Origin of the sequence: Terasakiispira papahanaumokuakeensis, assembly GCF_001709345.1 — a bacterium.
GTDB lineage: Bacteria > Pseudomonadota > Gammaproteobacteria > Pseudomonadales > Halomonadaceae > Terasakiispira > Terasakiispira papahanaumokuakeensis.
The window spans coordinates 1,386,644-1,412,837 of record NZ_MDTQ01000001.1; the positions used below are offsets into that span (position 1 = coordinate 1,386,644).

A 26,194-nucleotide genomic window follows, 5' to 3' on the forward strand; every position below is an offset into this window, starting at 1 on the left:
ACAAGCCTTGGGTGACTGAAGTATGATTTTTTTGTTGGTTTTTCATACTTTGGTTTTTTCATACTGGGTTTTTCATATTCAGTCGCTAGTCGATGCTGCGCTTGGAATGCGTAATGTAGGTGAGCGTGATTCCGCGAGTGGCATTGACTGGGTGATTCAAGGGGTCAGGGGACTATCACTCATGAGGTTACGTCGGCCATTAATGGCGCTTTTTTCAATGGCATTGTTGTGTAGTGTCGGTTTTAGTGCGGCTTCGGTTCAAGCGCGTTCTTTGGTGCTGGCGATTCAGGGGGAGCCTGAAACCGGGTTTGATCCGATCATGGGGTGGGGGCGTTATGGTCATCCATTGTTTCAATCGACGCTTCTACGGTTTGACCCGCAGATGAATCTGCAGGGTGATCTAGCCACGAGTTGGGTGTTATCTGATGATCGCTTGGTGTGGCGGATCACGCTACGCGATGATGCGGTTTTCTCGGATGGTACGCCGTTAACGGCTGAGGATGTGGTGTTCACATTCAATACCGCTCGGGATGCGGATGGCTTGGCGGATGTGAAGGCGCTTAAACAGGCTCGGGTGGTGAACGATCATACGGTCGAGCTGGTGTTGAATAAGCCTCGTATTACTTTCCTCAATGAGCTGGTTTCGCTCGGTATCGTCCCTAAGGCGACCTATGGTCAGGGGTATGCCCGTCATCCGGTGGGTTCTGGACCCTTCCAAATGGTGGAGTGGCGTGAAGGGGCTCAGTTAGTGGTGAAGCCCAATCCTTATTGGTATGGCCAATCGATTCCTTTTGAACGGGTTACTTTCGTGTTTGGTGGTGAACAAACCGGCCTGACCTTGGCGCGAACAGGGCAGGCGCAAATGGTCGCTGTGCCCCCGGCTCAAGCGGATCAGCCTCCTGAAGGGATGCACCTGCTAAGTGTGAAAAGCGTCGATAATCGCGGTATCGCCTTTCCTGTCGTGCCTGCTGAAGGTCAGACGACGGTCTCAGGCGCGCCGATTGGCAATCGTGTGACGGCGGACCGTGCCATTCGAGTGGCGGTCAATCAAGGGCTTGATCGTGATGCGCTCGTACAGTTGGCGCTGAATGGTCATGGTCGCCCGGCATTAGGGCCTGTGGATGGACTGCCTTGGAATAACCCGCAAGCCCATCAGGTCAGCTATGACCCTGACGCTGCCCGTAAAACGCTCAACGCAGCGGGCTGGGTCGATCAGGATGGTGATGGCATTCGTGAGCGAGATGGGGTTAAAGCGCGTTTTAAACTCTACTATGCGGCGGCGGATAGCACGCGTCAGGCCTTGGCATTGGGTGCTGCTCAGCAGCTGGCTTTGATCGGTATTCAGGTTGAGCCGGTCGGGGCCAGTTGGAATGAAATCAAGCATTACATGCACCAAAGCCCTGTCGTCATGGGCTGGGGGGCACTTTCTGCAGGTGAGATGCGAAATCTTTATTCGGGCGCGACGGCGGGCCAAGGTTATTTTAATACGGGCTTTTATCAGAACGCTGAAGTGGATCAACACATGGCACAGGCTGAAGCTGCGGCCAGCTATGAGGATTCATTAGCGCAATGGCAAGCCGCTCAATGGGATGGGCACACTGGGTTTGGCGTTAAAGGTGATGCGCCTTGGGCATGGATGGTCAACCTGCAACATACCTATTGGGTGTCTGATTGCCTGGAAACCGGTCCGCTACAGATCCATCCGCATGGTCATGGCTTCCCGATTACGCATGATTTACCTTCCTGGCGTTGGACATGCGAACCATGAATTCATGGTGGGGACGCTTGATGATGAAGCGGCTCTGTCGATTGGTCTGGTTATTGCCTTTAACCGCAGTGCTGCTGTTTACGCTGGTGTCTCTGGCGCCGATTGATCCTGTTCAGGCTTATGTCGGCGCTCGTATGTCGATGATTGGGCCTGAGCAGCAGGCGGCGATTGAGGCGGCTTGGGGGCTTGATCAGCCCGGTTGGATACGTTTCTTTCATTGGCTTGCGCACCTTGTGCAAGGGGATCTGGGTGATTCGATCTCCTACAATGCGCCGGTACTGACGGTATTGGTTGAGCGCTTTCCGGCGTCTTTAGCCTTGATGGGGTGCTCTTTTTTGGCCGCTTTTGTCGTGGGCAGCGGATTAGGTGTTTTAGCGGCCGCTTGCCAGGGCCGCTGGCCTGATCGGCTCATTCGAGGGTGGGCCATGGTGATTTCGGTCAGCCCTGGGTTCTGGATTGCACTGCTGTTCATTTCTATTTTTGCCGTTCAGCTTGCCTGGTTGCCGAGCTGTTGTGCATTGCCGCCGGGGGTCACTCAAGATGAAGCTCACTGGTGGCAATATGGGCGTCACCTGGTGTTGCCTGTATTGACGTTATCGATTTATGGCACGGGCCCTTTAATTCTGCATGTCCGTCAGCGTTTGATTGGGTTTCTCGATGGCCCTTCGGCGCGTCATCTTCGTCTCCATGGAATGTCTTCCACTCGGTTGGCGCTAGGGCCAGGAAGTCGCCACGCATTGGGCTCAGCGGTGACGGTTCATCTGGCCAGTATTGGAGAGTTGTTTGGCGGTTCGGTGCTGGCGGAGACCATCTTTGCATGGCCGGGCCTCGGTCAAGCTACGGTCAAAGCGGCCACGGGGGCGGATGCCCCTTTATTGCTGGGTATCGCCTTAGTCACGGTCGTGGTTGTGCTATTAGGTAACTTGCTGGCCGATATTTTGGCGGCTTGGGTTGATCCTCGATTGCGCATTATGCCTCAGGAGGAAACGTTGCCCAGGTTAAAGCGCTTACCCTGGCTGAAGGCGTCGGCTCGGTTAAAGACAGCGTCCCGGTTAAAGGTGGAGCCTAAATCTTGATGAAACGGGTTATGGTCTCAATAGTCTCGATCGTGACGAGGTCAGACGACACCGGTAAAAGTTATCGTTTAGCTCTCTTTATGGCGATTGTCGTCACGCTGATGATCTGGGGTGGCGGTGCATTACCCGACACTATGATGGCGGTGAATCCAGCTCAAAGGAGTTTAGCGCCTTCGTGGCAGCACTGGCTGGGAACCGATTTACTCGGCCGTGATATGGCCTCACGCACCTTAGCGGGGTTGGCACAAAGCCTCAAAGTGGGGCTGCTGGCAGCTGCTTTGTCGACCTTGCTGGCGATGGTTATGGGGATGATGGCTGCGCTTAACCGATCGTTGGATCGGTTGGTGTCCAGCTTGACCGATATGATGTTAGGTATGCCCCATTTTGTGTTGTTGATTATGGTGGCCTATGCCTTTGGCGGCGGCACTGTGGGCGTGACGTGGGCGGTGGCATTGACCCATTGGCCTCGGCTTGCGCGCTTACTTCGTCATGAAGCGAAAACCTTGGTGAAGTCTGATTATGTGCAAGTTTCACGTTCGCTCGGGCGTTCAAATCTTTGGCTGGCCCGACATCACTTGATGCCGCATTTAATGCCTCAGTGGATTGCTGGTTTTGTGGTGATTTTCCCCCATGCCATTTTACATGAGGCGGGTTTGAGTTTTATCGGGTTGGGTATTGAGCCCCATTTGCCTTCCATTGGGGTGATGCTGGCCAATAGTCTAAATGCCATGCTGGCGGGGTTTTGGTGGGTTGTTTTGGCGCCTGGGCTCGGGTTAATGCTGGTGGCGTTCGGATTTGAGCGCTTGGGCGAGCGTTTAAGGCGCCAAGCGTTACCCCCTGATCGAGGTAGTTCTGGGGTTTCTCCGGGGCAGGTGGCGTGATGAAAACTCAGCAGATGATGTCGCTTCAGGTTGAGGCACTTACGCTGACCATGAAAGGGCATTCCCAGCCTCTGGTTGGGCCGCTCTCATGGCGGTTGGAGGCCGGGCAGTGTATGGGCTTAGTGGGTGGCTCTGGCGCCGGGAAAAGTCTTGTGGCGGATGCGCTATTCCAGGCACTGCCGGCAGAGATTGAGTGCCAAGGGCGGATGACCCTCAATGATGCGCCATTGTCACCCTTATCAATGGCCTTGATGCCCCAATCTATTGAGGCATTAGACCCTTTGGCACCGGTGACTCAGCAAATACGCCGTTTTGCTCGACGCAATGCCGAAGCGGTGGATCCGACTCGACTATTGGCTCAGGTGCAGCTTGAGGCTGAGGCTGGGGCTCTTTTTCCACATCAATTGTCTGGTGGCATGGCGCGACGGGTATTACTGGCGCTGACCTTGGCCACCGGCGCGGATTGGCTAGTCATTGATGAGCCGACCCTTGGGCTTGATCCGACGGTGGCCGATCAGTTGATACAGCTGCTTTCGACGTTAAAAGCGCAAGGTAAGGGAGTGCTTTTGATCAGTCATGATCTTGTTCGTCTGATCCAGGTGGCTGATGAGGTCATGATTTTGGCATCAGGCCAACAGGTGGAAACCGCACCGGTTGCAGCTTTTGATGGTAGCGGGGGGGGATTGAAACATCCCTTCTCGCGGGCGTTATGGCAGGCTCAGCAGTGGACTCAGAACCCCTTGACCATACACCAGGGAGATGAGCGATGAGCCTGATTGCGCAAGGTATAGGCTATGGGGTTGGCAAGGAGCACCGGTGTATCGATGCCGTTGATTTGAAGTTAGCGCCCGGTGATGTTGTGGGTTTAGGGGGGCTTTCTGGGGTGGGCAAGTCAACACTTGGCAAACTATTGGCTGGGCATCTCAAACCCCATGCTGGGGAAGTGATGATCGGTCAGCACCCTTTACATGGGTGGCCTAAAGGGCAGCCTAGCCCTGTTCAGTATGTGCCGCAACATGCAGAGTTGGCGATTGATCCCCGCTGGCGGGTTGAGCGGGTGCTGCAGAATGGCGAGCCGCCTGAAGCAGAGCTTTTATCTGTGCTGGGTATTCAGAATGACTGGTTGTCACGGTATCCGCATGAGTTATCCGGAGGTGAATTGGCCCGAGTGTCATTGGCCCGGTTGTTATTACCGACAACACGTTTTTTGATTTGTGATGAAATCACTGAGCAGCTGGATGCACTCTCGGAGCAGTCGCTATGGCAGGGCCTAATGGCCTGGATTAAAGCGCGCGATATCGGGCTGTTATTGATTAGCCACCAAGTTGAGCTGCGCCATCACCTGTGCCAACGTGATTACGATTTGGTCCAAGGGGCGCTGATTGAACGCCCGATAGCGGGTTGAATATCCGATAGCTTGAGGGGGGGCATGCGCCATGATGTTGCTCGTCATTTTTGAGTGCTGAGGGCCTGCCCGACTTTGGATTGATTTACTCGGCCCAGTTGCGCACTGATCCAGACGCCGGTACTGGCCAATACTGGTAGATTCAAGCCACTCTCAATGCCTAAGCCTTCCAGCATATAGACCACATCTTCCGTTGCGACATTGCCCGATGCGCCTTTGGCGTAAGGGCAGCCGCCTAGCCCCGCGACAGAAGCGTCAATGATCGCCACCCCTTCTTCAAGCACCGCATAAAGATTGGCCAGCGCTTGCCCATAAGTATCATGAAAATGCGCGGCAAGTTTTTCCATCGGTACCTTCTGACTCACGGCTTCAATCAGTTTTTTGGCTTGGCGCGGCGTGCCGGTGCCGATGGTATCGCCCAGTGAAATCTCGTAGCAGCCCATGCGGTAGAGGGCATCGCTCACGTCGGCCACTTGCTGTGGTGTGATGTGGCCTTCGTAAGGGCAGCCCATCACCGTGGAGACATAACCCCTGACACGGACATTGGCTTGCTGGGCGCGCTCAATCACGGTTTCAAAGCGCGCCAATGATTGGTGAACACTGCAATTAATATTACGCTGACTGAAGGTTTCTGAGGCGGCGGCAAATACGGCGACTTCATCAACGCCTGCGGCCAGTGCGCCTTCCAACCCCTTAAGATTGGGGGTGAGGGCACGGTAGGTCACATCGGGGGCGCGTTTGAGTTGCGCCATGACCGCGGCCGCATCGGCCATTTGTGGCACCCAGCGGGGAGAGACAAAACTGGTCGCTTCAATGTGTTGATGGCCGGCCTTTGCAAGCCGTTCAATCAGCGCCACTTTTAAACCGGTGGCCAGTGTCTGAGGCTCATTTTGTAGGCCATCTCGAGGGCCCATTTCCACCAGTTTGACGCGACTAGGCAAGTGATTGGACGACATCAGGACGCTTCCTCTATAGCATCGGGGGCTGAGCTGGCCTCTGTACTGGCTTCAAAATGGAGGAGTTCATCTCCCTGGTTCACTAAATCGCCTGGGGCATAGTGAAAGGCTGACACCACACCCTCTGCGGGGGCATATAACGTATGCTCCATCTTCATCGCTTCCATAATGATCAGCGGGTCTCCTGCTTTGACGGGCTCTCCTAGGGCGGCTTGAAGGCTCACAATGGCGCCATTCATCGGGGCCTTGAGTTGGGCCTGGATGTCCTCGCTGACAAAACTGAGATGGTCTAATGAAACCCACTGGGCGACCCAAGGACCTTCCGACGTGAAGAGCGTTAACCTCGTGCCTGATTGGCTGACCGACCAGTGCCGTCTGTGCCCGTTTAGCGTGATGCAGAGCCCTTTTGTCGTCCATTCGAATTGAACGGTGTCGTGATCATCGGGATGATCTGCTAGGCACACCTGCCAGCCTGAGTCGATTTCAATGAATTCAAGACGGCTGGCACTGCGGGCATGCTCGGGCTTGAGCTCAAAGCAATGGCGCGCAGGCGCATTTAAACGCCAACCGTGAAGCTGATCCCAAGGGGTGTCTTCTGCAACGGTGGACGTTTGTCTAGGCGAGCCAGAGTTCAGGTGTTGGTGTGGCTCATGCGGCTGTAATCTGTGCTGATTCAGTCGCTGGTGTAATAAATAGCAACCCATCACCGTCAGGGCCTCAGCTTCATTGGGGCTTGGCGGCAGGGTGAGGGTCTCCAGATGCCGCTGAATAAATCCGGTATCTTGTACCTGCTGTTTGAATTCAGGGTGATCAGCGAGCCGTTTCAAAAAGCTGATATTCGTACTCACGCCCGCAATCTGATACTGAGAAAGGGCGTGACTCAGGGCTTTGAGGGCGCTGGCGCGGTCTTCTCCCCAAACGACCAGTTTGGCGATCATGGGGTCATAATAGATGCTGATTTCATCGCCCTGACGAACGCCAGTCTCGATACGCAGTTGTGGTGATTCAGGCGGCGTCACCAGATGGTGCAAGGTGCCGGTCGCGGGCAGGAAATCATGTTGTGGATCTTCTGCGTAGATACGCGCTTCAAAAGCGTGCCCTGTCACCAAGAGCGCGGTTTGCGCACGAGGCAGAGGCTGGCCGGCCGCGATGCGCAACTGCCAATCCACCAAGTCTTCACCCGTAATCATTTCGGTGACGGGATGCTCAACTTGGAGCCGTGTGTTCATTTCCATAAAGGAAAAATGGCCTTGGTCATCCAGCAAAAACTCGACCGTGCCCGCGCCGACATAATCGATGGCTTGAGCGGCTCTGACGGCAGCCTCGCCCATCGACTGGCGTAAGGATTCACTGAGCCCAGGGGCAGGCGCTTCTTCAATGACTTTTTGATGGCGTCGTTGTAATGAACAGTCCCGTTCGAATAAATAGACGCCTTGTCCATGCTGATCACAGAAGACTTGGACTTCGACATGACGAGGGCGCGTGATGAGTTTTTCGATCAACATCTTGTCGTCGCCAAACGCTTTCAGGGATTCCCGTCGGCAGCTCTCTAGGGCGGCATTGAAAGCCTCCGCCTGCTCAACGACACGCATGCCTTTACCACCGCCGCCTGCACTGGCTTTGATCATCACCGGGTAGCCGATCTCGGCGGCCTCTTGGGCTAAGCGCGCATCACTTTGATCTTCGCCATGATAGCCCGCGATGACAGGGACCTGAGCCTGCTTCATTAATGCCTTGGCGGCGGCTTTAGTGCCCATGGCTTCGATCGCTTCAGCCGGTGGTCCAATAAACACGAGACCCGCTTGCTTACAGGCCCGTACAAAGTCTGCATTTTCGGATAAAAATCCGTAGCCGGGGTGGATGGCTTGAGCTTGGGTTTGGTGGGCGGCCTCCATGATGCGCTCAATATTGAGGTAGCTGTCCTGGGCGGGCGCTGGGCCGATCAAAATGGCCTCATCGGCTTGTTCTACATGGGCTGAATGACGATCCGCTTCGGAATAAACCGCGATACAGTGAATGCCCAGGCGTTGCGCCGTTCGCATGATACGACAAGCAATTTCACCCCGGTTAGCAATGAGTAAGCGCTGAAACATGGGCCTCTCCTGTTTTTTGATTTGAAACGCCTTGAACTGAAGTTTCTCGAACTGAAACCGTCTTGAACTGAAACCGTTTTGAACGAACATCGCTGTGGCGAACAACACCAGGGGCTAAGGATGCTCAGGTTTGAATGTGGGCCATTGAGGTGGCCGTTTTTCTAAGAAGGCGTTCAATCCTTCTTGCCCTTGTGCTGAGACACGGGCTTGCGCAATGACCTGACAGGTATGGTCAAGCAACTGGGGCCCTAACGGGGTGTGTTCAATGTGATGGAGTAGCGCCTTGGTCTGTTGCAAGCTTTGTGGGCTGGCCGCGAGTAGTTGCTGCACATAGTGATCAACCGCTTCATCCAGGCCTGTTTGAGCCGAGGCGCCGCTGTTGGGTAGCGGTACGCGGTGTGTGATCAGCCCCAGTCTTTGGGCGGTTTCGGCGTCGATAACCTCGGCGGTGAGCGCATAGTGACGCATGGCCCTGAGGCCAATAGCCCGGCTGACAAAAGGGCTGATAACCGCGGGGATGAGGCCGATTTTGACTTCAGAGAGACAGAAGCGCGCGCTGCTGGTCGCAATCGCAAGATCACAGCAGGCCACCAGGCCAACCGCTCCGCCATAAGCCGCCCCTTGCACTCGGGCGATGGTGGGGCAGGGCAGTTGATCCAGTTGATGCATCAGCTGAGCCAGTTGATGGGCATCCTGGAGGTTGTCAGATTCTGATGCTTTGGCCATTCGACGCATCCAGTTCAGATCGGCCCCGGCTGAAAAGTGTTGGCCCTTTGCCCCTAATACGAGCAGTCGTGCCTGCTGTTGTTTCACGCTAACCAAGTGATCCAACAGTTGATCGATGAGGTGGTCATCAAAGGCGTTATGCACTTCAGGTCGATTCAATGTTAAATAAGCGACGCCTTGATCCGTCAATGTCAGGTTTGTGGTCATGCCTGTGTCTCCATTTAAGCGTCTACGTATAGGCGTTACATCAAGACGTTACATCCGGAAAACCCCGAATGGGCTGTCGGGAATATCGGCATTCATTGCGGCCGAGATGCCGAGCCCCAAAGCATCACGGGTGTTGGCGGGGTCGAGCAGGCCATCATCCCAAAGCCGAGCAGTGGCGTAGTAAGGATTCCCTTGGGCTTCATATTGCTGGCGGATTGGTGCCATAAAAGCGGCTTTGTCATCATCCGACCAGGCATTCTCCTGTCGTTCGAACTGTGCCTGTTTCACTTCCGCCAGGACTTGCGCCGCTTGTTCGCCGCCCATGACGGAGATACGTGCATTGGGCCACATCCACAACAGGTTGGGATCATAGGCGCGGCCACACATGCCGTAGTTGCCCGCGCCGAAACTCCCGCCCATCAGTACCGTAAACTTAGGCACCTGAGCACAGGCAACGGCATTCACCATTTTGGCCCCGTGCTTGGCAATGCCTTCGTGTTCATAGCGGCTACCGACCATAAAACCGGTAATGTTCTGAAGGAAAATCAGGGGGATTTTGCGTTGGGTGCAGAGCTGAATAAAGTGCGCCCCTTTCAAGGCGGATTCTGAGAATAAAACACCATTATTGGCGATGATGCCGACAGGATAGCCGTGTAGATGAGCAAATCCGGTCACCAGTGTTTCGCCATATTGGCGCTTGAATTCATCAAACTCGGAACCATCGACCAGCCGGGCGATGACTTCGCGGGCATCAAAAGGTTTGCGCAAGTCTGTGCCGACAATGCCGTAGAGTTCTTCCGGGTCATAGCATGGGGGACGTGCAGGTACCCTTTGTATTGAGCCCTTTTTTTGCCAATTGAGGCGGGCAATGGCTTGGCGGGCTAACTGTAATGCATGGTCGTCATTCAGTGCATAATGGTCGGCAACGCCCGAGATCCGAGTGTGGACATCGGCGCCGCCCAACGCCTCGGCCGAGACGATTTCCCCCGTGGCCGCTTTGACCAGCGGTGGGCCTGCCAGAAAGATGGTGCCTTGTGACTTGACGATGATGGATTCATCCGCCATCGCCGGGACATAGGCGCCCCCAGCGGTACAGGCCCCCATGACCACCGCAATTTGCGGAATGCCCGCTGCTGAAAGGGTGGCTTGGTTATAGAAAATGCGGCCAAAGTGCTCGCGATCGGGAAAGACTTCATCCTGGTGCGGTAAATGAGCCCCACCCGAGTCGACCAGATAAACACAAGGTAATCGATGCCGACGGGCCACTTCTTGGGCGCGCAGGTGTTTTTTGACGGTCAAAGGGTAATAGGTGCCCCCCTTGGTGGTGGCATCATTCGCGACAATGACACATTCAACCCCCTGAATCCGCCCAATGCCCGTGATCAGCCCAGCACTGGGTACTGGATCGTCATAGACCTCCCAGGCGGCGAGCGCAGAGAGCTCCAAAAAAGGGGCGCCTGGGTCGAGTAAACGCTCAATTCGAGTTCTCGGCAGTTGTTTGCCCCGAGACAAATGACGTTGCTGTGCCCGCTCACCCCCTCCGGCTTGTACTTGGATCGTGGCCTCTCGCAGCTGATCGAGTAAAAGGCGCATTTGGCGATCTTTTTCGATAAATTCAGCGCTGCGAGTATTGACTTGAGAGGTCAGTCGACTCATAGAGTTCCACCTTGAACAATGGCCAATGAAATGATGACGTGCTGTCAGTGATCAAGAGACGCGGCTTTATACCTGCGCTCACTAGGCGAGTACCGATAAGCGTGTACCGATTCACTGCGTTTTATGCCGATTCATTGAATAGTTCTCGGCCGACCAGCATGCGTCGAATTTCACTAGTGCCGGCGCCAATTTCATAAAGTTTGGCATCGCGCAGCAGGCGGCCGGTGGGGTAATCATTGATATAGCCATTGCCGCCGAGCAGTTGGATACCATCAAGAGCGATTTGTGTGGCTTTTTCGGCGCAATAGAGGATCACGCCAGCGGCATCTTTTCGGGTGGCTTCACCCCGGTCGCATGCGGCGGCAACGGCATAGAGGTAGGCTTTACAGGCATTCATGCTGGTATACATATCGGCCACTTTGCCTTGGACTAACTCAAAAGTGCCAATGGCTTGGCCAAACTGCTCTCTATCGTGAACATAAGGCACAACGATATCGAGGGTGGCCTGCATAATGCCGGTAGGGCCACCGGCCAGCACGACGCGTTCGAAATTGAGCCCGCTCATCAGTACATCGATGCCCTGGCCTAAACCGCCGAGCATATTCTCCTCAGGGACATCACAATCCTGGAACACAAGCTCACAAGTGTTGGAGCCTCTCATGCCCAGTTTGTCTAATTTCTGATGGCGGGAGAAGCCAGGAAAATCGCGCTCTACAATAAAAGCGGTAATGCCGTGTCGGCCTGCATCAGGATTTGTTTTGGCATAGATCACATAAGTGTGTGCATCGGGCCCATTCGTGATCCACATTTTGTTACCGTTAAGACGGTAGTAATCGCCATGCTTGTCGGCACGGAGTTTCATGCTGACCACATCAGAGCCCGCGCCGGGTTCTGACATCGCCAGTGCGCCAATATGTTCACCGCTGCAAAGTTTAGGTAAATAGCGTTGTTTCTGAGCTTCAGTACCATTGAGCTTGATTTGATTGACGCACAGATTGGAGTGGGCGCCGTAAGACAGCGCCACTGAAGCACTGGCACGAGAGATTTCTTCCATGGCGATGCAGTGCGCCAGGTAGCTCATGGCTGATCCGCCATAAGCCTCGGGCACTGTGATGCCGAGGAGCCCCATGTCTCCAAACTTGCGCCATAAATCGGCAGGGAAGTCATTGCTTTGGTCAATCTCAGCTGCACGCGGCGCAATTTCTGCATGAGCAAAGTGGTTCACCTGCTCGCGTAGCATGTTGACTTCTTCACCCAGGCCGAAATTCAACTCCTTGTAAAGGGACTTCATGGCGATCACCTCAATTGACGAGTCAAAAAGAATGTCAGTAGATCAAGCATCATGACATCTTACTGCCTTATTTAAGCAGTAGAATTGTGATGAAAAGCATAGAGCAAGTTTACGTAAACGTAAACTTGTGATGTCGGCAGAGTAAAGGGTTATGGGCTAGACTTTAGTTAGATATACAGGCGTTAGCCAAGCATTCGGTCATTCGGCATACGGGCATTAGATAGGTCATCTGACGAAATGACGTCGAAGGTGTATTTTATCTTGAAAATGAGAATTGTTCTCAATATCATAAGCGCATTCATAACTCAGCATGTTGAGTTGATCTCGGCTAATTCAATCCGCAATAGGTGGATATGATCGAGATGAGCATGCCAAGAGTTGAAATGTCATGAGAGGGAGGTGTGTGATGAATCCACAGCAGCTATTGAATATTCACACCCAAGGGCGAGGACTTTGGGCTCAGGGAGAGCCTGCTAGAGCCAGTCTGCCAACAACCGCTCAGCGCCGAGCGGATATGAGTGAAGGTGAATGGGTCGTTTCTCAGGTCGGGCATGCCACACTCTGGGCGCTGCGCGATCCTGTCTCTGTGATGCGCCGTTTACCCTTATTGGGGAAGGTTAGAGCCATTCAATCGAATGGGGCGGTCACCCATGAGCTGGTGGGGCGATACCCCGTGCCCAATCTACGTAAAGGGCGACAGCCTGTAAGCCGTTTTATCGCGACTTCGGGCCTTGATGTGCGTTTGAGTGTGCAGGACTGTTACTGGATGGTTCTGCGTCAATTCCGCCATCGCCATTGGTCGTTACAGTTTTTTAATGTTTATGGGCAAGCCTTGCACCAAATCAGAAGTACCCCCCACTCTGACTTTACCGCATGGCAATCTCTGCGTGACGAAATGCAGGATGTTTCCGGCTGGATACCCGATTTTCTAACGCCCATGAGTGCTCCGCCGGTGGTGACTTTAGTCCCGAGTTGGCAGGATTTTCGTCAGCAATGGATGGCCAAGGCAGCGCATTATAGTTTGGATCAGCAGTTCAAAAATCATGCGCATGAGCGTTATTCGGGGCTTATTCAGCTGGGGGCCCCGTTAGCCGAACCGATGGCATGGCCCAAACTTGAACGCTTATTGCTCGGTGCCCATGCCCGCCATTTATCGTTGCTGGTCACGGCGGGTCAAGCGGGTGCTGTGCAGCGTTATGCCGGTCCGATTGATCGGTTGCATGCCATTCCTGGTGGTTATTATTTACAGGGCAAGGGGTTCAGTTTGTTCATTGATCATGAGCAGATGGCGGAAGCTTTTATTCTGCGCCAACCAGGCCCACTGGGGGAGCTGACCGCTATCGAAGTGTATGATCAACAGCAAAAATTAGTGCTACGAATTGAAAGTGCTGATGCTGTCGAGAGCAGCGAGCCTTTGGAATGGCGACTTCTGGTTGATAGCTTAAGTTAATATCATGTGAGCTTGGGTCCGTCCGAGCTTATATCGTCGGTGTGATCATGACGTGAAACACTGAATGAGCTAATGACTGAACAACAGGAGGCCTTTGGCCTCCTGTTTAACGTCAGGTCTTTCCTCTAAATACCTTATCCTCTGAATGTCTTATCTTCTGAACATCTTAATGTGATGCGCTACGGCGAGCTGCCCCCCCTATGCGGTACTCCAAGAGCATAAATCCCCAAGCGACGGCGACACATATCGACATGGCGGCAATCACTGCAGACAGCGTTTGAGGCAGCATTGTTGATAACCCACTGAGTAGCCCAGCAATAGAGAACTGAACCGCTCCCATGATGGCTGCTGCCGTGCCACTATTTTTAGGAAAAAACTCTAAGTAAGAGGCTTGGAGATTGGGCGTGATGGCCCCCATGGCGCCGATGGTGATCATCATGCACGGCAAAAATGCCATGACGGGACCTTCCTGCCACACGGTGATGGACAGTGCCAATATCCCCATTCCTTGAAGCCCTGTGGCGCACCTGAGGAGAAAGCGTGAGCTTACCCAGTTCAATAGCCAGCGACTGGTCAGATTGCAGACCATCATAATGACGATATTGGCACCAAATAATAAGGCGAAGGCTTCTTCTGTTTGATCGAAGTGTTGTTGATAGATGAAGGATGAATGCGTAATGAAAATCATCATGGTAGTGAAGCAACACGACTGCCAGCCAATAAAAGGCAAGGCGAGGCGGGTGGATAACACACTACGATATTGCTGCCAGAGTGATGCACGGTCATGGCCCTCAGCAGGCCGATGAGGATTACCTTGCAGCACAAAGCGAAATAGCAAGGGCATGATCAATAGGGCATAAACACCCAAGAATAAGAATAAGAGATGCCATGAGCCCAGTTGAAGCAGAAAACTGCCCAGCGTCGGGGCCATTGCGGGCGCAATAATCATAATCAGGCCGACCATTGAGAACAGGCGCGCGGCCGCTTTGCCGGATGTTCGATCTCTCACTAATGCGGGAATGGACACGAGTACCCAGCCGCCGCCAAAGGCTTGAAGGACTCTGAATCCCAATAAGCTGTTCAGTGTACTCACCTGGGTCAGTGCAAAGCTGGCCAAGGCAAATAATATGAGCCCGCCGGTCAATATGGGTTTGCGTCCTAGTCGGTCTGATAAGGCGCCACCGATCAGTTGACTTAATGCCATGGTGAAGACGTAAAACGAAACGCTTAAACCTATATCATCCGTTCCGACATTCAGATCAGCGGCGATGGCGGGAAAAGCGGGCAGATAAAGGTCAAGCGCTAAGGGCCCAATTGCCAGTGTGAGGGCCAGTACGAATGTCAGTGCTTTATAAGAAGGGGAAGGGGGCTCGGAAGCGTTGATCATCTGAGACACAGAGACCTCTGGAATTTAGTTGATAAAGTCATCTAATGTATTGTCAGAGTAATGCTCACCAGTGTCAACTCAATCTGTTCGATCGGGCATGTGCGGGGACGCATCGTATAGGCCATAACAAACTGTGCCAGACCGGTCGGTCTGGCACGGAACATCACATCGCTGCGCCTCAATGATAAAGGCGATCATATGCTCAGCGATTAGCGCAGCAGCAATAGCGGAATCTGACTCCGGCTGATCATACTGGTGGTGGTGCTGCCTACTAGAAATTGACGAATACGCGAATGGCCATAAGCTCCCATGACGAGGAGGTCGATGTGGTGCGTCTCGCGATATTCACGCAGTGCCTGATGAATGTCGCCTTGAAGTAAGGCGCTTTCACATTTAAATCCAGCCGCTTCTAGAACGCCTAAGCCTTCCGCTAAACTCTTGCGGTGCTCATCGGTATCCGTGTTGACCATGACCAAATGACAGGCTAAGCCTTTAAATAGGGGGCTGCCGGCCAGCGTTGTCAGTGCCTTGTGTGCGGTGGCACTGCCATCATAAGCGAACATGATCCGCTCAGGCGCGGTGAACTCAGGCAAGGCGATGAGAATCGGCTGCGTGATGGTTCGAATGACACTTTCCAGTTGGCTGCCAATGGTTTCGCTCATCTTGTCATGGGCTTCACCTTGTCGCCCCATGACCAATAAACGCATGTCGTTTTGATCCGCAGTCAAAGTCTCGACCAGGTTGCCATGGCGCTGTCGGGTTGATATCTGCTGGGCGCCTGCACGGCTCGCGCGGGCCTGGGCCTCATTCAACATGAGCTTGCCTTGTTCTAGCGCCAGGCGATTGCGTTGCTCATCCAGCTCAACCATTTTTTCTAATAGATGCGTCTGGGTATCAAGGCCAAGGTTGCCTGAAAGGTTGTGCTGTGATGCTGTCGGAAATTCGCTTTTATCCAGTACATGCAACAGTGACAGCGGACAATTCAATTGCTGGCTGGCCCAGCTGGCGGCATCACATACGCCAGGGGCCATGCTGGAGCCATCAATGCAGGCGATGACGTTACTCATTATGATCTTCTCCCGAGAGGGTGTAAGAGGGATTAGTGTCCAGACAGCACATCGTCAGAGGCGCCCGCTTTGTCATGAGTACCAAAGCGATCGACAATGGTGGCACTGGCTTCATTAAGCCCTTTCACTTCAACGGTTGTCCCTTCGCGGCGAAAGCGTAAAACAACTTTATCTAATGCTGAAACCGCGGTGATGTCCCAAAAGTGAGCTAAAGATACGTCGATGGTGACGCTATCAATGGCTTCTTTAAAGTCAAAGGCACTATTGAACTTCTTCGATGACGCAAAAAAGACCTGACCCGTGACGGTATAGGTGCGGTGCTGTGTCTGTTCATCCAAATCGCTGCGCACCGCCATGAAATGCGCCACTTTGTTGGCAAAGAACAAGGCTGCCAGTAAGACCCCGACAAATACCCCAATGGCCAAGTTATGAGTCGCGACGACCACCACGACTGTTGCGACCATGACCAGGCTTGTCGACAGCGGATGGCTTTTCAGATCTCGAATCGACCCCCATGAGAAGGTGCCTATCGAGACCATGATCATGACCGCGACCAATGCTGCCATTGGAATCTGGCGAATCCAGTCACTAAGGAACACCACCATGATCAATAAGAACACGCCTGCACACAAGGTGGAAAGGCGGCCACGACCACCTGATTTCACATTGATGACTGATTGACCGATCATGGCACAGCCTGCCATGCCGCCCAGTAAACCTGCCCCAATATTGGCTAACCCTTGACCATGGCATTCACGATTTTTGTTGCTGGTGGTGTCGGTCAACTCATCGATAATGCTGGCGGTCATCAATGATTCCAAAAGCCCGACCACGGTTAGACTCAGCGCATAAGGCAGGATAATCCATAAGGTCTCTAGGTTCAGAGGGACATCGGGCAATAAAAATATCGGCAGGCTATCGGGTAGATCGCCTTTATCGCCGACGGTAGGCACTTCAATTCCCATATAAATGGCGACCAGCGAGATCACTAAAATGGACACCAGCGGTGAGGGCAGCAAAGTCCCGATTTTAGGGAGATATGGGAACAGGTAAATAATGCCCAGCCCGGCTGCTGTTAGGGCATAGACATGCCAGGTGACATGGGTGAGCTCGGGCAGCTGTGCCATAAAGATAAGAATGGCCAGTGCATTGACAAAGCCGGTCATCACCGATTGTGAGACAAATCGCATTAACCGATCCAGCCGGATCGCCCCTGCCAAGATCTGGAAGACACCGGTTAATATCGTGGCGGCCAAGAGGTACTGTAAGCCATGGTCTTTGACCAGATCACCAATCACTAAGGCCATAGCCCCAGTCGCGGCAGAAATCATGCCCGGTCGCCCGCCCGCAAATGCGGTAATCACGGCGATGCAGAAAGAGGCATAAAGCCCGATTTTGGGGTCTACGCCCGCGAGGATTGAGAACGCAATGGCTTCAGGGATCAACGCCAGTGCGACGACCGTTCCGGCGAGAACGTCATTACGGATATTCGAGAACCAGTCCTGTTTCCAGTGATGCAGCATAGGGTTTATCTCGTTGTCATGCAGGTTAAGCAAAGCCGTGATGGTTTGGCGCTTTGAATGTCAAAGGCCATCATGCAATGAAGATGTGAAATTTAATGAACGCGTGGTAGGCCCCGTGCGCAAGCAGGCTGATAGTGGGGAGTTGGCACGGTTCAAGTCTCTAAGGTATACGCTGTTGTAAGGTATACGCTGTCGGCGTTCTCAATCATGGCGTAATGCCCGCAATCAGGGGCTTAATGCCTGTGCAGCTTCAGGCGTTGATCCCACCGTATTGTGAGGTGGAGGCGCTAACCGCCACCTTGCCTTTCTGTTGGAACGCCGTTCTTTTTTCAGAGAGCCGCGTATGCTACCTGAAAGTCATGCGTGAGACCATCATGGGAGCGCCCGGAATGGGTCCAGCGGCCTGTCGCGTAGGCCTGACCGTCATGATATCGGCATCGGTCAGTTAAACGGTTAGGCGTTGGCGGCTTGGTTTTGGGCGAGTTGTTCGATGTCTTGTGCCATCTGTTCAGCGACGGCGATGACTTCCGCCGCTGGAATATGACGTTGGGCCAAGGCTCGAAGCCCCATGATTTCGGCCATCCAGCGGCGACATAAGTGATGTGTATCGGTGTGTGGGCTCAGCGCTCCTTGAGCTTTGGCTGCTTCCGCTGTATCTAGTAAGCATTGATCCAGTTGTGCAAATAAGGTTTCGAGCCATACCTGCATCTCAGGATCTGCGGTATTGAGCTCAAGCAATGCCTTGACCAGCATACAGGCCTTGCTGCTTGATTGGCCTTCGCTAATACAAAGGCCGCCCAGATGCCGGAAATAATCCGCTAGCCCAGCCAGTGGACTGGCACTGTGTGATAACGACTGTCTCATCTCTTTGAGTACGAGCTGGCTATAGTGCTCTACAGCTTCTTTAAACAAACTTTCTTTACAGCCAAAACACGCATAAATGCTACCTGGGCGCATATCTAATGCCTGTTCCAGGTCTTTAAGTGATGTGGCATGAAACCCCTGGCGCCAAAATAATCTCATGGCTTGATCCAGTGCCTCATTGCGATCGTAAAGACAAGTTCGTGACATAAGGCTCCGCCTAGCTTTTTATGATTCCAGTCGTTAGATGATGTTAAAGACATTTATCATAACTTGAGTGATCGCTCAAAAATAGGTATGATTTAAAGCCTCTGATGATTCATGTCTTTTTTTGTTTGTTTTTGAGTGATCACTCAAAAACAACGACATTGATGCTTCATGCATTGTCATACGCTGTATCGAAGCGTTTTTTATTCAAGCGCTTTCTCGTCATTTCAGAACGCTTATATCTAAGAGTTCTTTATGTGTAAGCGTTATTGATATATGAGTGTGCTTCGGTCCAGGGTCGAGTCCTTCCGAATCTCTATGGCAGTTATCAATGTGCAAATTGGTTCCGCTGACATAGTGTTTCGGGTTCCTTTGGCGACAGCTTTGCTGTCGCCTTTTTTTATGGCTCGGTCTCGATGCGGGTTATGTCTCAGTTTTTTGAGTCAATTGACCATTTTTATCCAAATGGTAGTGATCAAAATCCTGGGCGAGCTTAAGCGTCCCGGTGTAAGCGGCACCTGCTTCGGCTTCGAGTTCTGAAAGTGAAGGGGAGTGTCGGGGATCAAGGTGATAGCGCGGGCTGAAGTGAGTCAGAATAAGCGCAGGCAGACCTTGCTGTTCGGCAAATTGAGTAACGCGAGCGGCATCACTATGGCCGACATCCCCCACTTTTTGAGCAATATCCTGCGTATAGGTCGCCTCATGGATCAAGAGCTGGGCGTGTCGGCAAGCCTCTGTGAGTAAGCTTGGCGTGTCATTATCGCCTGCAATAACCACTTGGCGCGGCGCGCGCTGAGCATCGACATAATCAGCGCTGCAATAGGTTTGGCCATTAAGCTGAACATCATGCCCGCGCTGGAGTTGCCCCCATAGCGGCCCTGCCGGAATCCCCGCTGCTTTAAGGGCTTGCACCTTCAGTTGGCCTTCCACCGCATGCTCGGTGAATTGATACGCATAAGACGGCACGCGGTGAGATAGCGGCGTTGATTGAATGCGATAAGCCCCTATCGTGATCTCATCGAGTGTTTCTGTCGCGACAAAATCAAGCGCATAAGGCAAGGCGAGTGCAGTATGGGCTTGCACCGCTTCAAGCCACTCTGCGATACCGGCTGGCGCGATAATGGTTAACGGGGCCTGACGTCCACTCATGGCGGCTGAAGCCAGTAACCCCGGCAATCCATAGCAATGATCGCCATGCACATGGGTAATCAAAATGGCCTTAAGTTGAGCGGCCGAGAGGCGTGTATGCAACAGCTGATGCTGAGTGCCTTCACCGCAATCAATCAAAAACCAGCCGCGCCCTTGAGGCTCAGTGAGGGCTACGCCTGAGACATTGCGCTGTTTGGTGGGGACACCCGATGAAGTGCCTAAGAAAATTAAATCCATAGTGATCAACGTTGTTGGGCGTTTAAAAATTGAGCGATGATTGCATCATCTGTTTCATGGCTTCGGCCGCAAAAGAGAGTTTGACGTTTTTACGCCAGATCAGTGACAACTGCCAGCGCAGTGATTCACTGTGTAATGGTTTAATGGCTACCCCGCTATTGGGATGACGCTGGGTGATCAGCCGGGGCAGTAACATGGCGCCTGTACCCGCGGCCACTAAGGCCAGCCCAAAGTCTGGGTGGGTCACTTCAGTCAGTGCAGGGGGTTCAAAACCGCTATTTCGGCAAGCCTGTAAAATGACGCGATTGAGCATAAACGTATGCTCAAAAATCACTAAAGGTGTTTGAGCAAGATCGTTAAGATGTAGCGTGTCAGCATTTGCGAGTGGGTGAGTGAGGGGGAGCGCCACCATCATGGGGTCATCGCAGATGAGCATCCAATCAATATCACTGTCACTCGCAGCCGGAATCAGGCTGGTGGCTAACTCGATTTCTCCGCGACGTAATGCGACTTCTTGTTCAGCGCCACCACGCTCCATCAGATTGATCGTGATCTGAGGGTAAGTGGCCCGAAAACGGGCAATGATCGGGGCAAAAATATCGGCACTTCCCAATGGCGACAAGCCAATATTGAGATGGCCGGTTTGCAGCCCTTGCAGCTGCTGTAATTCATTCAGTAACTGTTGCCGGTTGTTCAACATCGCCAAGGCATGACGATGGACAATCTCGCCAGCCGCTGTGACGCCAATTTTTCCACCTCTATGACCGCGTTCAAGCAAGGTCACGCCGAGCTCTTCTTCCAGCGCGCTGATCGCCTTGCTTAATGCCGGTTGTGAGATGTGAATGTGTTCAGCGGCTTTGCCGAACCCTCCCCATTGCACGATCTCCACAAGATAGTGCAATACGCGTAGGTCCATTTTCATAACCTCATGGCATGTTTTTCATATTTAACATTCATTATATCTATGATGAACCCTGTATTAAACTTTGGTCTAGTTTCTTCTTCCATACGACTCGATGACCACGATGATGACGCTAATACAGAGTGTCCGGAATTTCAGCCTGACTTCTTTTCAAATTGCCGCTTTTTGCGCACTTTTCTGGCTTTCAAGCTTATTAGTCAGCGAGGCTCACTGGTCTATTCCAGGTGGGGTGGTGGGCCTTTTTATTTTGATTGGCTTGATGATGTTGAAAATTGTGCCAGAGGGCGCGGTTCAACTGGGCTCATGCTGGCTGTTAAGTGAGCTCTTATTGTTTTTTATCCCGCCGGTTGTGTCGGTGCTCAAGTATGGCGTACTCATTCGTGAAGATGGTGGCATGATCATGGCCACGATTATACTCGGTACCGTCACGGTACTGGTGGGGACGGCCTGGGTGGTTGATCGCGTCTTTGCGCTTGAACAAAAACGTAATAAACGCCTCCAGTTAGAGCGCATTTGATCATGAACTTGTTTGCTATAGACCTGCCTGATATGTACTTGGCTTTTTTGAGTCTTTTAGCCACGATCGGTTTTTATTATTTGGCGAAATGGCTTCACCAGAGAAAGCGTGTGGTGTGGCGTGCGCCCATCCTGGTGGCGCCTTTAGCGATTATTGCGCTGGTCATGATGACCGATATTCCGCTTGATGATTATTACCTGTACACCCACTTTCTTGTGCTGATGTTAGGGCCGGCGACGATTGCCTTTGCGGTACCGATCTATCAGCAGCGTGATGTGATTCGACGTTACCCGATAACCTTGATCATGGGGGTCTTGACCGGTTTGCTACTGGGACTCGTATCATCATGGGCTTTGGTGCATTTGTTTCCATTGCCCGATGAATTAGCGCGCAGCATGTTGGTGCGTTCGGTGTCGACTCCGTTTGCGATTGAGGCGGTGGCATCCTTTGGCGGTGTACCGGATTTAACCGCGATGTTAGTGGTCATCACGGGCATTATCGGCATGATCGTATGTGAGCCGGTCTTTAAAGTGGCACGCATTCGTTCGCCCCTAGCCAAAGGCGCTGCATTGGGGGCCGCCTCTCATGGTGCGGGCACAGCTAAAGCGACTGAGCTAGGCCGTGAAGAAGGCGTTATTGCGAGCTTGACCATGATTTTTACTGGGATTTCGATGGTGGTGGGAGCGCCTCTCTTTGCTCATGTCTTAAGTTAACGCTTCTTCTCCGCTTGCTAGGATCTTGTCATCTGCTTAAGTGCTGACGATCTCGTATTCACTGCCGCTGGCTGACCGTGATAGGTTCACGCTATCTCAATGTGTAAATGATATTTATTATCGTTTGGTGTTATATTGCCTCTTCCAGCCCGTCTTTTGAGTGACGTTGCGCTCGGTTATCGTAGCTTGATTAAAGAGGTTGATATGTTAAGTGCCATTAATGATCACCAAGTTCGATCAGCGGCTGCATTGGCCTTGAAAGGTGAGCGCCGACGTGGCGGTTGGCTTGCGTTTTTTGGGCCCGCACTGATTGCGGCTGTGGCTTATATTGATCCCGGTAATTTCGCGACCAATATTGAGGCGGGGTCACGCTATGGCTATGCCCTGCTATGGGTCGTGCTGGTGGCTAACCTGATGGCGATTTTAATTCAAAGTATGTCCGCTCGGCTGGGCTTGGCGACGGGGATGAATTTGGCCGAGGTGATTCGGGCACGCTACCCAAGGCCGTTGGTGTGGTGTTATTGGGTACAGGCTGAGATCGTGGCTATTGCGACGGATTTGGCCGAGTTCTTAGGGGCTGCCCTGGCATTGAATTTGTTATTTGGTATGACGCTCTTTGAAGGGGCACTGCTGACAGGCGTTATTACCTATATCGCATTGTTGATGCAGCGTTTTGGCTTCCGGCTGATGGAAATCGTCATCGGTAGCATGATCCTTGCGGTCGCTGCAGGATTCATGATCGAGTTATCACTCAGCCGCCCTGATGTTGAGCCTTTATTGAAAGGGTTGTTCGTTCCTGGTTTTAGTGATGGCTATGCCCTTTACTTGGCTGCTGGGATCTTAGGGGCAACCGTTATGCCTCACGTGATTTATTTACACTCAGCGTTGTCACAGCGTCGAATTAGACCTCAAGGCGATGACGAAAGATTAAAAGCGATGCGCTTTTATCGCTGGGATGTTGTTGTGGGCATGGCGCTGGCGGGATTGGTGAATTTGGCTATTTTGGCGCTTGCTGCGGCGGTTTTCTTTGACCAAGGGCGTACGGATGTGGCGACCATTTCGGATGCTTACCAGTTATTGAGCCCGGCGATGGGCCAGCAGATTGCCAGTACCGTGTTTGGCGGCACCTTGTTGCTGGCGGGTTTGTCCTCTTCTGTGGTGGGCACCTTATCGGGGCAGGTCGTGATGCAAGGCTTGGTGCACTTTACGATTCCCTTGTGGCTTCGCCGATTGGTGACCATGTGCCCCGCCTTAGTGATCATCATGCTGGGCATTCCCGAGCAAGAGGCGTTAGTGGCCAGCCAAGTGGTGCTAAGCTTTGGTATTCCATTTGCGTTGGTGCCTCTATTGATGTTCACCAGCAATCGCACCTTAATGGGGAATTTGGTGAACAGGCCCTGGACCCATTATCTAGCGATGCTGGTGTGCACTTTGACCATTCTATTGAATCTCTATGTGCTGGTGTTTTCATTCTAGCGTTCTTCATCCCAGCATGACCGTGAGTGGGGCCTATACCGGGCTACTGAGCGGTGGAGTGGCTTGTTTGCTCCGGTACTTGGGGCTGGTGGCGAGCATTGCGGTCAATGTCACTGCAAGCACTCAGAGTGGTTAGCGCCACGGCCAGCAGTAGAAGGTGTAGTCGTGTCGTCATCATATATTGCCCTCTTTGCTGATTAGAGCACTGAGCATTACGTGATCAGGCGAAACAAACAAGCGTCCGGTGATGGCGACAGGTTTTTCCTCTGAGGCCGCGTCATGAGCTTTAAATGAAAACCCCGGCTTGGATGCCGGGGTTTTGAATATCAGCGCTGATGAATTCAGTGCTGTTTTTCTAAAAAGCGTTTGACTCGATCTGTTTTCGGCTGAGTAAAGAAAGTCTCTGGATCGGCCTTCTCTATCAGCAGCCCCTTCTCAAGAAACACTACTTGATCGGAGACTGCACGAGCGAAATCCATCTCGTGAGTCACGATCACCATCGTATACCCTTCGGCAGAGAGTGACTTGATCACCCCCAGCACCTCACCCACTAGCTCTGGGTCCAGGGCCGAGGTGGGTTCATCAAAGAGAATGACTTCAGGTTGCATGGCCAGTGCTCGGGCGATCGCGACACGTTGCTTTTGCCCGCCTGAGAGCGTGAAGGGGTACGCATCGCGTTTATGGGCCATGCCCACTTTTTCAAGAAACGACAGTGCCAGTGCTTCGGCCTCTTCACGTTTTTTACCTTGAACGTGGATAGGGGCTTCAGTCACATTGTTCAGCACCGTTAAATGGGGCCATAGATTAAAGCTTTGGAACACCATAGCGGTTTTGGCGCGCATTTTCGCCAAAGCTTTTTGGCTCATGGGCTTACGGCTGTTCTCATCTATACCGATGCGTTGGCCGCTAATATGGATGGTGCCGCGATCAGGCTTCTCCAACCAATTGATACAGCGCAGTAACGTCGATTTTCCTGATCCTGATGAGCCCAAAATCGTGACCACATCGCCACTGCTGACTTCCAGATCGATATCGCGTAGCACCTCGACTTCATCGAAGCTTTTGGATAGCCGACGGACTTCGACAACATGATCTGACCTGTTGCCTACAGCATGATCTGTCGCCTTGTTGTCAGCAGAGGCTTCGGTTGATGGCATAGACACATTTGAAGCGATATTAGACATGATCAAATCCTCGTTTATGGCCAAAACGACCGGCATAGCGAATGGCCATTTCCATCACCAAGCTAATCAACCAATAAAACCCGATGACAGCGACAAACGCTTCGGTAGGCACAAAATAAGTGGCTGAAATGGAATTGGCGGCCCAGGTCAGGTCTTTCACCGTGATGATGAATAAGAAGGCGGTATCTTTAAGGGCGTACACCAATTGGTTCCCGATCAAGGGGCGGGCCTGAATCATCAACTGAGGTAAGATCAGGCGAATAAACATACGTGACGGCGTAAACCCGTGGGCATAGGCGGCTTCGATCTGGCCATTGGAGAGTGTGACGCGACACCCCCGTAGAATCTCCGCAAAGTAAGCACCATGATAAAAGGTCAGCCCGATTAAACCGGCCCACCAGGCCTCTAGTCGAATACCCGCACTGGGAAGGCCGTAATAAAGCAGGTAGACCAAAACCAGAAAAGGGAGCATTCGCATGATGTCGATAAAGCTTCTTAAAGGGAGGCGCCAGCGGGTTTTAGGATCCTCCAGACGGTAGACAATCAAGCACCCGAGCAAGAAGGCCAGTGCAATCGCGACACTAAAAAGTGACAAGGTATTGAGAAACCCCTGCCAAAGTAAATCTCTTGAATCCCAGACAATATCCCAGTTGGTCATACTTGATTCCTCATCAACGCTCTGTCATTGAGTGGCTATCATCAGATCGCCAGTCGGTTGGCGTGACGCTCAGCGATGCGTTGTAACCAGATCAAACCGCCAATAATGGCCATGTAGAGCACTGCAGCGGCAAGAATGGGGGGAAGTGGCTCATACGTTACGGCAGAGATTCGGTTGGTGACACGGGTTAAATCGACGATACCAATGACGGCAATCGACGGGCTGCCTTTGATCAGAAATGACATTTCATTGACGAGCCCAGGCAAGCTGGTGATCACCATTTGCGGCAACATAATGCGCCGAAAGCAGGTGAATGACGTCATGCCGCAAGCCATGGCCGCTTCACGTTGATCTCGGGAGAAGTTGTTAAACGCACCCCGCCAGACTTCGGCATTAAATGCGGTGGTATTCAGGGATAACGCGAGAATGCCCGCCAGGCTTCGATCCATGTTAAGCCCCAGGCTTGGCGCGGTGAGAAAGATAAATAGCGTTAAAGTTACCAGCGGGGTCGCACGCCCCAGGCTGATATAAAGCACAAGACATTGTTCGAGTACTGGGATTTTGGCGATGCGCAGCAACGCAATCCCCAGCCCGCTGATAATCCCGATGGCAATGGATATGCCTGAAATCCATAGGGTGGTCCAGGCGCCCTCTAATAACATGGGCCATGCAGAAGCATCCATGATCACTCCTTACGTGATAGCTACTGGGTGATAAGCCCCGGGTGACAAGAGCCGAGTGACAAGCCCCGAGTGACAAGCCCCGGCGTGCCTTATGGGCGTGG

Annotated in this window: 24 protein-coding genes; 9 read left to right on the plus strand and 15 right to left on the minus strand. The window is 52.8% G+C overall.

The window, feature by feature from the left end:
- Positions 1-181: 181 nt before the first annotated feature.
- Genes BFW38_RS06010 through BFW38_RS06030 form a run of 5 tightly spaced genes read left to right on the plus strand, consistent with a single transcriptional unit; the run spans position 182 to position 5,130 of the window.
- Complete coding sequence (locus BFW38_RS06010; RefSeq protein ID WP_084004786.1) at positions 182-1,768, plus strand: ABC transporter substrate-binding protein; 1,587 nt, start codon at positions 182-184, stop codon at positions 1,766-1,768.
- Positions 1,765-2,844, plus strand: a complete 1,080-nt coding sequence (locus BFW38_RS06015) for an ABC transporter permease (RefSeq protein ID WP_068997584.1) — start codon at positions 1,765-1,767, stop codon at positions 2,842-2,844. Before BFW38_RS06010 ends, BFW38_RS06015 begins: the two co-directional genes overlap by 4 nt.
- Positions 2,844-3,725 (plus strand): ABC transporter permease, encoded by an 882-nt coding sequence (locus BFW38_RS06020; RefSeq protein WP_084004487.1) that lies wholly within the window; start codon positions 2,844-2,846, stop codon positions 3,723-3,725. The genes BFW38_RS06015 and BFW38_RS06020 overlap by 1 nt, the downstream gene beginning before the upstream one ends.
- Positions 3,725-4,495 (plus strand): ATP-binding cassette domain-containing protein, encoded by a 771-nt coding sequence (locus BFW38_RS06025; protein WP_218186369.1) that lies wholly within the window; start codon positions 3,725-3,727, stop codon positions 4,493-4,495. Before BFW38_RS06020 ends, BFW38_RS06025 begins: the two co-directional genes overlap by 1 nt.
- Positions 4,492-5,130 (plus strand): ATP-binding cassette domain-containing protein, encoded by a 639-nt coding sequence (locus BFW38_RS06030; RefSeq protein ID WP_068997585.1) that lies wholly within the window; start codon positions 4,492-4,494, stop codon positions 5,128-5,130. Before BFW38_RS06025 ends, BFW38_RS06030 begins: the two co-directional genes overlap by 4 nt.
- 44 nt (positions 5,131-5,174) lie before the next feature.
- On the opposite strand, the gene BFW38_RS06035 is transcribed toward BFW38_RS06030, so the two are convergent.
- From BFW38_RS06035 to BFW38_RS06055, 5 genes are all read right to left on the minus strand, one after another.
- On the minus strand, positions 5,175-6,086 hold the full coding sequence (locus BFW38_RS06035; RefSeq protein WP_068997586.1) for a hydroxymethylglutaryl-CoA lyase: 912 nt from the start codon (positions 6,084-6,086) through the stop codon (positions 5,175-5,177).
- On the minus strand, positions 6,086-8,179 hold the full coding sequence (locus BFW38_RS06040; RefSeq protein ID WP_068997587.1) for an acetyl/propionyl/methylcrotonyl-CoA carboxylase subunit alpha: 2,094 nt from the start codon (positions 8,177-8,179) through the stop codon (positions 6,086-6,088). The genes BFW38_RS06035 and BFW38_RS06040 overlap by 1 nt, the downstream gene beginning before the upstream one ends.
- A gap of 114 nt (positions 8,180-8,293) precedes the next feature.
- Positions 8,294-9,112 (minus strand): enoyl-CoA hydratase-related protein, encoded by an 819-nt coding sequence (locus BFW38_RS06045; protein WP_068997588.1) that lies wholly within the window; start codon positions 9,110-9,112, stop codon positions 8,294-8,296.
- A gap of 48 nt (positions 9,113-9,160) precedes the next feature.
- On the minus strand, positions 9,161-10,768 hold the full coding sequence (locus tag BFW38_RS06050; RefSeq protein WP_068997589.1) for a carboxyl transferase domain-containing protein: 1,608 nt from the start codon (positions 10,766-10,768) through the stop codon (positions 9,161-9,163).
- A gap of 121 nt (positions 10,769-10,889) precedes the next feature.
- Positions 10,890-12,059, minus strand: coding sequence for an isovaleryl-CoA dehydrogenase (locus BFW38_RS06055; protein ID WP_068997590.1), 1,170 nt, complete (start codon positions 12,057-12,059; stop codon positions 10,890-10,892).
- A gap of 406 nt (positions 12,060-12,465) precedes the next feature.
- Between BFW38_RS06055 and BFW38_RS06060 the strand changes: the two genes are divergently transcribed.
- On the plus strand, positions 12,466-13,509 hold the full coding sequence (locus tag BFW38_RS06060; protein WP_068997591.1) for a ChuX/HutX family heme-like substrate-binding protein: 1,044 nt from the start codon (positions 12,466-12,468) through the stop codon (positions 13,507-13,509).
- Between the two features lie 166 nt (positions 13,510-13,675).
- Here BFW38_RS06060 and BFW38_RS06065 read toward each other — a convergent pair whose 3' ends face one another.
- From BFW38_RS06065 to BFW38_RS06090, 6 genes are all read right to left on the minus strand, one after another.
- Entirely contained in the window at positions 13,676-14,896 is a 1,221-nt protein-coding gene (locus BFW38_RS06065) for a multidrug effflux MFS transporter (RefSeq protein WP_069000253.1), read from the minus strand.
- Between the two features lie 209 nt (positions 14,897-15,105).
- Entirely contained in the window at positions 15,106-15,963 is an 858-nt protein-coding gene (locus BFW38_RS06070; protein ID WP_068997592.1) for a universal stress protein, read from the minus strand.
- A 32-nt stretch (positions 15,964-15,995) separates the two neighbouring features.
- A complete protein-coding gene (locus BFW38_RS06075) occupies positions 15,996-17,486 on the minus strand; it encodes a SulP family inorganic anion transporter (RefSeq protein ID WP_068997593.1) in 1,491 nt (496 codons plus the stop codon).
- A 453-nt stretch (positions 17,487-17,939) separates the two neighbouring features.
- Positions 17,940-18,557 (minus strand): TetR/AcrR family transcriptional regulator, encoded by a 618-nt coding sequence (locus BFW38_RS06080; RefSeq protein WP_068997594.1) that lies wholly within the window; start codon positions 18,555-18,557, stop codon positions 17,940-17,942.
- Between the two features lie 420 nt (positions 18,558-18,977).
- Complete coding sequence (locus BFW38_RS06085; RefSeq protein WP_068997595.1) at positions 18,978-19,940, minus strand: ribonuclease Z; 963 nt, start codon at positions 19,938-19,940, stop codon at positions 18,978-18,980.
- A gap of 22 nt (positions 19,941-19,962) precedes the next feature.
- On the minus strand, positions 19,963-20,856 hold the full coding sequence (locus tag BFW38_RS06090; RefSeq protein WP_068997596.1) for a LysR family transcriptional regulator: 894 nt from the start codon (positions 20,854-20,856) through the stop codon (positions 19,963-19,965).
- A 109-nt stretch (positions 20,857-20,965) separates the two neighbouring features.
- Here BFW38_RS06090 and BFW38_RS06095 point away from each other — a divergent pair, with 109 nt between their 5' ends.
- From BFW38_RS06095 to BFW38_RS06105, 3 genes are all read left to right on the plus strand, one after another.
- Positions 20,966-21,379, plus strand: a complete 414-nt coding sequence (locus BFW38_RS06095) for a CidA/LrgA family protein (RefSeq protein WP_218186370.1) — start codon at positions 20,966-20,968, stop codon at positions 21,377-21,379.
- Between the two features lie 2 nt (positions 21,380-21,381).
- Positions 21,382-22,092: an LrgB family protein gene (locus BFW38_RS06100; RefSeq protein WP_068997598.1), complete on the plus strand. Its 711-nt coding sequence runs from the start codon at positions 21,382-21,384 to the stop codon at positions 22,090-22,092.
- A gap of 204 nt (positions 22,093-22,296) precedes the next feature.
- Complete coding sequence (locus BFW38_RS06105; protein ID WP_084004489.1) at positions 22,297-23,568, plus strand: Nramp family divalent metal transporter; 1,272 nt, start codon at positions 22,297-22,299, stop codon at positions 23,566-23,568.
- Between the two features lie 43 nt (positions 23,569-23,611).
- On the opposite strand, the gene BFW38_RS18310 is transcribed toward BFW38_RS06105, so the two are convergent.
- The 4 genes from BFW38_RS18310 to BFW38_RS06120 form a co-directional block, all read right to left on the minus strand.
- Positions 23,612-23,746, minus strand: a complete 135-nt coding sequence (locus BFW38_RS18310; RefSeq protein ID WP_281180370.1) for a hypothetical protein — start codon at positions 23,744-23,746, stop codon at positions 23,612-23,614.
- A 163-nt stretch (positions 23,747-23,909) separates the two neighbouring features.
- Positions 23,910-24,752 carry an amino acid ABC transporter ATP-binding protein gene (locus BFW38_RS06110; RefSeq protein ID WP_245686085.1) on the minus strand — a complete coding sequence of 281 codons (843 nt, stop codon included), beginning with the start codon at positions 24,750-24,752 and terminating at the stop codon, positions 23,910-23,912.
- Complete coding sequence (locus tag BFW38_RS06115) at positions 24,745-25,410, minus strand: amino acid ABC transporter permease (protein ID WP_068997599.1); 666 nt, start codon at positions 25,408-25,410, stop codon at positions 24,745-24,747. The genes BFW38_RS06110 and BFW38_RS06115 overlap by 8 nt, the downstream gene beginning before the upstream one ends.
- A 41-nt stretch (positions 25,411-25,451) precedes the next feature.
- Entirely contained in the window at positions 25,452-26,093 is a 642-nt protein-coding gene (locus BFW38_RS06120) for an amino acid ABC transporter permease (protein WP_068997600.1), read from the minus strand.
- Positions 26,094-26,194 lie beyond the last annotated feature (101 nt).

Bases quoted from the DNA above. Each gene is read 5' to 3' on its own strand.
- BFW38_RS06055 (WP_068997590.1), bottom strand. From the start codon at position 12,059: ATGAAGTCCCTTTACAAGGAGTTGAATTTCGGCCTGGGTGAAGAAGTC.
- BFW38_RS06070 (WP_068997592.1), bottom strand. From the start codon at position 15,963: ATGAGTAACGTCATCGCCTGCATTGATGGCTCCAGCATGGCCCCTGGC.
- BFW38_RS06060 (WP_068997591.1), top strand. From the start codon at position 12,466: ATGAATCCACAGCAGCTATTGAATATTCACACCCAAGGGCGAGGACTT.
- BFW38_RS06030 (WP_068997585.1), top strand. From the start codon at position 4,492: ATGAGCCTGATTGCGCAAGGTATAGGCTATGGGGTTGGCAAGGAGCAC.
- BFW38_RS06050 (WP_068997589.1), bottom strand. From the start codon at position 10,768: ATGAGTCGACTGACCTCTCAAGTCAATACTCGCAGCGCTGAATTTATC.
- BFW38_RS06010 (WP_084004786.1), top strand. From the start codon at position 182: ATGAGGTTACGTCGGCCATTAATGGCGCTTTTTTCAATGGCATTGTTG.
- BFW38_RS18310 (WP_281180370.1), bottom strand. From the start codon at position 23,746: ATGATGACGACACGACTACACCTTCTACTGCTGGCCGTGGCGCTAACC.
- BFW38_RS06080 (WP_068997594.1), bottom strand. From the start codon at position 18,557: ATGTCACGAACTTGTCTTTACGATCGCAATGAGGCACTGGATCAAGCC.
- BFW38_RS06110 (WP_245686085.1), bottom strand. From the start codon at position 24,752: ATGTCTAATATCGCTTCAAATGTGTCTATGCCATCAACCGAAGCCTCT.
- BFW38_RS06085 (WP_068997595.1), bottom strand. From the start codon at position 19,940: ATGGATTTAATTTTCTTAGGCACTTCATCGGGTGTCCCCACCAAACAG.
- BFW38_RS06020 (WP_084004487.1), top strand. From the start codon at position 2,844: ATGAAACGGGTTATGGTCTCAATAGTCTCGATCGTGACGAGGTCAGAC.
- BFW38_RS06065 (WP_069000253.1), bottom strand. From the start codon at position 14,896: ATGATCAACGCTTCCGAGCCCCCTTCCCCTTCTTATAAAGCACTGACA.
- BFW38_RS06025 (WP_218186369.1), top strand. From the start codon at position 3,725: ATGAAAACTCAGCAGATGATGTCGCTTCAGGTTGAGGCACTTACGCTG.
- BFW38_RS06095 (WP_218186370.1), top strand. From the start codon at position 20,966: ATGATGACGCTAATACAGAGTGTCCGGAATTTCAGCCTGACTTCTTTT.
- BFW38_RS06045 (WP_068997588.1), bottom strand. From the start codon at position 9,112: ATGACCACAAACCTGACATTGACGGATCAAGGCGTCGCTTATTTAACA.
- BFW38_RS06115 (WP_068997599.1), bottom strand. From the start codon at position 25,410: ATGACCAACTGGGATATTGTCTGGGATTCAAGAGATTTACTTTGGCAG.
- BFW38_RS06100 (WP_068997598.1), top strand. From the start codon at position 21,382: ATGAACTTGTTTGCTATAGACCTGCCTGATATGTACTTGGCTTTTTTG.
- BFW38_RS06075 (WP_068997593.1), bottom strand. From the start codon at position 17,486: ATGCTGCATCACTGGAAACAGGACTGGTTCTCGAATATCCGTAATGAC.
- BFW38_RS06015 (WP_068997584.1), top strand. From the start codon at position 1,765: ATGAATTCATGGTGGGGACGCTTGATGATGAAGCGGCTCTGTCGATTG.
- BFW38_RS06090 (WP_068997596.1), bottom strand. From the start codon at position 20,856: ATGGACCTACGCGTATTGCACTATCTTGTGGAGATCGTGCAATGGGGA.
- BFW38_RS06105 (WP_084004489.1), top strand. From the start codon at position 22,297: ATGTTAAGTGCCATTAATGATCACCAAGTTCGATCAGCGGCTGCATTG.
- BFW38_RS06040 (WP_068997587.1), bottom strand. From the start codon at position 8,179: ATGTTTCAGCGCTTACTCATTGCTAACCGGGGTGAAATTGCTTGTCGT.
- BFW38_RS06035 (WP_068997586.1), bottom strand. From the start codon at position 6,086: ATGTCGTCCAATCACTTGCCTAGTCGCGTCAAACTGGTGGAAATGGGC.
- BFW38_RS06120 (WP_068997600.1), bottom strand. From the start codon at position 26,093: ATGGATGCTTCTGCATGGCCCATGTTATTAGAGGGCGCCTGGACCACC.